Origin of the sequence: Bacillus swezeyi, from assembly GCF_001969815.1 — a bacterium.
Classification (GTDB): domain Bacteria; phylum Bacillota; class Bacilli; order Bacillales; family Bacillaceae; genus Bacillus; species Bacillus swezeyi.
In genome coordinates, this window is sequence record NZ_MRBK01000052.1 from 1 (window position 1) to 2,361 (window position 2,361).

At 43.9% G+C, this 2,361-nt stretch carries 4 protein-coding genes; 2 read left to right on the plus strand and 2 right to left on the minus strand.

Annotation, left to right across the window (positions count from 1 at the left end):
• Nucleotides 1–439 (plus strand): HAD-IIB family hydrolase (locus BTA30_RS21480; RefSeq protein ID WP_142243721.1); only part of this gene is annotated, 439 nt, incomplete at its 5' end.
• A 38-nt stretch (nucleotides 440–477) separates the two neighbouring features.
• Here BTA30_RS21480 and def read toward each other — a convergent pair.
• Both def and BTA30_RS21490 read right to left on the minus strand, forming a co-directional pair.
• On the minus strand, nucleotides 478–1,032 hold the full coding sequence (gene def, locus BTA30_RS21485) for a peptide deformylase (protein WP_076763973.1): 555 nt from the start codon (nucleotides 1,030–1,032) through the stop codon (nucleotides 478–480).
• 111 nt (nucleotides 1,033–1,143) lie between these two features.
• Nucleotides 1,144–1,281 carry a YjcZ family sporulation protein gene (locus tag BTA30_RS21490; RefSeq protein ID WP_076763968.1) on the minus strand — a complete coding sequence of 46 codons (138 nt, stop codon included), beginning with the start codon at nucleotides 1,279–1,281 and terminating at the stop codon, nucleotides 1,144–1,146.
• A 259-nt stretch (nucleotides 1,282–1,540) separates the two neighbouring features.
• Between BTA30_RS21490 and BTA30_RS21495 the strand changes: the two genes are divergently transcribed.
• Complete coding sequence (locus BTA30_RS21495; RefSeq protein ID WP_076763970.1) at nucleotides 1,541–2,209, plus strand: YkyA family protein; 669 nt, start codon at nucleotides 1,541–1,543, stop codon at nucleotides 2,207–2,209.
• The last annotated feature ends 152 nt before the right edge of the window (nucleotides 2,210–2,361 follow it).

Sequence of the window (2,361 nt, forward strand, 5' to 3'; positions counted from 1 at the left end):
AGCCGCCGACCACCCGTTTATTCATGAAGGGGTCGGCAGCTTGAAAGTCGAGCATCCAAAGCAGGATCGTTCTTATCACAAGGGCAGAGACATATTCCAGGTTCTGTTGTTCTGCGGCGAAAACGATGAAAAACAGTACAGCCGATTTAAAGAATTTGACCTCGTCCGCTGGCATGAGCGCTCGACAGATATTCTGCCGGCCGGCGGTTCAAAAGCGGAAGGGATCAAAAAAGTCATCGAAAAGCTTCCGTTTAAAAGAGAGGATACCTACGCGTTTGGAGACGGTTTGAACGACCTGCAAATGATCGAGTTTGCGGGAACTGGAGTGGCGATGGGCAATGCTGTGCCCGAGCTGAAAAAAACAGCCGACTTTGTCACTAAGCCTGTTGATGAAGATGGAATTGCGTATGCGGTTGAAACACTTGGGCTTTTAAAATAACCAAAAAAGCGGATCAAAACATGATCCGTTTTTTTTGGCTATCTGCCGACAGGAATTGCGTTTTCAGGCTCTTTCAGCGGGTATTCTTTGTTGATGTGGTCATAGAACATCTTTCCGTTCAAGTGATCGATTTCATGCTGGAATACGATCGCGGGGAATCCTTTTAAGCGGATGTCGATATCCTCGCCTTCTAGCGTTGTGCCTTTTACTTTGATCCGTGCATACCGCGGAACATAACCGGGGATCGGCTCATCGACAGACAGGCAGCCCTCACCGCTGGTCAAATAGCTTTTCTGGACGGAGTGGCTGACAATCCTCGGATTAAAAAGCGCGTAGCTGTATAATGTGCCGTCTTCGCTTTCTGCATGAACGGCTATCATTCTTTTATTGACATTAATTTGCGGCGCGGCCAGGCCGACCCCAGGACGAAGGTTGTATTTTTGCGCGATTTCAGGGTCCTGACTGTTTTTGACGAATTCGATCATTTCAGTCAGCTGCTTGATTTCCGTTTCGTTAGCTGGCAATTGAACTTCTTCGGCGACGGTTCTTAAAGCGGGATGACCGTCGCGGACAATGTTTTCCATGGTGATCAACATCTTCACTCCCATTGATTAATATGTAAAGTATAGCGGATGTCCTGCCCGCCTTGCAATGTCCGTGCATAATAAACGACCAGCCTTGAGACGGCTGGTCATGTTTTAGATCTAGCAGCCTAAATAAGCGGCACCTACAATAATCAGCAATATAAAGAGAACCACGATCAAAGCGAAAGTGCGGCCGTGGCCATAACCACCAGATCCATAGCCGCCGTACCCGTATCCAGAGCAGCAATAACCGTACATATGAAGACCTCCTCCGTAATTTTACGCAAAGCCTTTTTCTTTGGTAGGCATAGCGTCTAATATAAAATATGTAAAAGTAGGAAGGTTGTATAGTCGAATGCCCAACTTCAATGAAATTTCCCAGAAATGAATTTGTTCTAAAGCAGCTGGCCAATACATACCGATCTGGTAACAGCATGTCCAAAAGCACATCCTTTTTGTTGTCAAACAAACGAATAGACTTTATAGTGGAATTTGTCAAGATTGGGGGAAATTCAGAGTGAAATCTTCAAAAATGCGTATGCTGGCAGCTCTCGCCGTCTGTTGTACAGCGTCACTTTTATTGACGGGCTGCCTTTGGAAAGATCCAGTTGAGTCGCTGCATGGCTCCCTGGAAAAGATTGTGGAATTGGAAAAGCCCTTCAAAAAGGAACAGGCGTCTCTGAAAAACTTAGAGAAAACCGAATCTAAGCTGTATGATGAGATGATCAAGCTGAATATGGATGATTTGGATGAGATCGTCAAACTGTCTAATCAAGCGCTGAAGACTGCAGACAAACGAGAAGAGCATTTGAAATCGGAAAAAGAAAGCATAGATGAGGCAAAGAGCGAATTTGAAGCAAACAAAGCTTCTGCTGAAAAGATTGATGATCATGAGGTCAGGAAGAAAGCGGAACACGCGGCTTCTTATATGGAGAAGCGCTATGAGGCATACGGCGCCCTTTATACCTCATATGAGAACGCAATCGGCCTTGACAAAGAATTGTACAAGCTCCTCCAGAATAAAGACCTTGAACTGAAAGAACTGGAAGGGCAGCTGAAGAAAATTAACCAATCATATGATAAAGTGCTGAAGCAAAGCAATGATTTTAATGCTTATACAAAAAATTATAACAAAGCCAGAAAAGAGTTTTACAAGGCGGCTGGGTTTGATGTGAAGGAGAGCTGATATTCGGCTCTCTTTTTTTCGACAAAATCTGTATGGTTATTGTAATACAGATTTTCATCTATACTATAACAGTTTTGAAATTCGCTGAACACCGTTAAAACGGGAATTTAATAAAGCGAATACATTTATTGAAATTCAGGAATGAAATCAAT

Excerpts from the sequence above, each read along its gene's own strand:
- BTA30_RS21490 (WP_076763968.1), bottom strand. The coding sequence starts at position 1,281 with ATGTACGGTTATTGCTGCTCTGGATACGGGTACGGCGGCTATGGATCT.